The organism is Candidatus Cloacimonadota bacterium (assembly GCA_034661015.1).
Taxonomy (GTDB): Bacteria; Cloacimonadota; Cloacimonadia; order JGIOTU-2; family JGIOTU-2; genus JAYEKN01.
In genome coordinates this window covers 1-1,934 of sequence record JAYEKN010000241.1, presented here as the reverse complement: position 1 = coordinate 1,934, position 1,934 = coordinate 1, and the positions used below count along the sequence as shown (strand labels likewise).

Sequence of the window (1,934 nt, the reverse complement as noted above, 5' to 3'; positions counted from 1 at the left end):
GGATATGAAAGGAAAAGCGACAGTTCTTTGTGAAAACTGTGTATTTGGTAATGCTGGAGCAATAGCCGAACATGGTTGGTCGGTCTATATCGAGAGTGATCAGGGAAATTTTCTTTTTGATACGGGTCAAGGTATGGCAATTATTAATAATGCCCGGCACTTTAATAAAGATCTATCAACAATCCGAGGGATTATGATTAGTCACCATCATTATGATCATACCGGAGGCCTTTTAAGAGTTTTAGAACAAACAGGAAAAGTAAATGTATATTCTCATCCTGATCTTTTTAAAAACAGTTATGTAATCGATAAAGGGAAAGAAAGAAATATCGGAATTCCTTTTCGTCAGAAAATATTAGAAAGCAAAGGAGCTCAATTTAAATTTAATACGGGTTTTAGGGAAGTTGTACCGGATTTGATATTGAGCGGAGAAATTCCCCGTTTGACTGAATTTGAAAAAGGGAGTAAAAGATTTTTACTCAAAACTAGTGAAGGCAATATTCAAGATTTTATCTTAGATGATCAAACATTAATTGTGAACACAGAGAAAGGGCTTATTATCATTTTGGGATGCTCACATTCAGGGATAATAAATATTATTAATCATATTATTGATAAAACCGGCCAAAATCACATTCACACAATTATCGGCGGAACTCATCTGGACTCGGCAAGTAAGGAAACAAAAGAAAAAACGATTCAAGCTTTAAAAAACTTTGATATAGAAAAAATCGGTGTTTCTCATTGTACCGGATTGGAAACCTCAATGCGATTATTTCAAGAATTTGGAGATCGTTTCTTTTTCTGCAATGTAGGAGCAGAGATAGAAATATAATTAGAAATGCCGAGGAAGAATATCCAAAGCCATCACTATATAGATTATTTTTTTCAATTTGCCTTTAACATCCGTAAATTCTTGTATCATTGCCATTTGACATAAGTAGAAATAAACAGGAAGTAAGGTAAAACTATATAAATCAATACAAAATTATAGGGGGCAATCATGAAGATAGTGAGATATCAAAAATATGGTGAAGTATTTTACGGAAAACTTGAAAACGAGAAGATTTTTCCGATTGAAGGGGATGTATTTGGAGATTTCAAGTTAAGGTCACAACCGATAAAAAAGGAAGAGGTAAAATTGCTTGCCCCAATAAATCCACCGAACATTATTGCTATCGGACTTAATTACAAGAAACATGCCGAGGAAAGCGGTCTTGGTTATCCGGAAAAACCGGTCATCTTTTTAAAAGCCACATCAAGTGTGATTGGACCGGAAGATAAGATCATTATTCCGCCAGCGGCTCCCGATGAAGTTGATTATGAGGCTGAACTTACCATTGTAATCGGTAAAAAAGCAAAAAATGTAGAGATAGAAGAAGCAGAAAATTATATATTTGGTTATACCTGTTCTAATGATGTATCCGCAAGAGATTGTCAACTTTGTTTGGACCAACAGTGGGCCAGAGGTAAATCTTTTGACACATTCTGTCCATTGGGTCCCTGGATTGAAACTGAGCTTGCTGAACCCGATCATTGCAGAATAATATCCCGACTAAATGGTAAAATCATGCAAGATTCGAACACTTCCGATCTTATATTTAAAACCAAAGAATTATTGAGTTATTGTTCTAAAAATTTTACCCTTTATCCCGGTACGGTGATCATGACCGGTACACCGAATGGTGTTGGTTTTGCCCGCAAGCCTGCTGTATTCTTGAAACCCGGAGATACGATTGAAATTGAAATTGAAGGAATCGGCAAATTAATTAATGAGGTGGACAGTTAGAAAATATCAATAGAGATTAAAAACTTCTCTCTGCTTTTACTCTTAGTAATTCTGTATAATTATCATTCGATATCTTGTCAGTAAAGAACATAAACCCTTTCCTGTTGTAAAAATAGGAATTCATCCGGCTTGGAAATGCCTGTAA

At 35.2% G+C, this 1,934-nt stretch carries 2 protein-coding genes; both read left to right on the top strand.

Annotation, left to right across the window (positions count from 1 at the left end; genetic code table 11):
* Positions 1 to 835, top strand: an 835-nt coding sequence (locus U9P79_09000) for an MBL fold metallo-hydrolase (protein ID MEA2104758.1), incomplete at its 5' end; no start/stop codon positions are given.
* Positions 836 to 1,003: 168 nt separating this feature from the next.
* Positions 1,004 to 1,789: a fumarylacetoacetate hydrolase family protein gene (locus U9P79_08995; GenBank protein ID MEA2104757.1), complete on the top strand. Its 786-nt coding sequence runs from the start codon at positions 1,004 to 1,006 to the stop codon at positions 1,787 to 1,789.
* Positions 1,790 to 1,934: the final 145 nt, after the last annotated feature.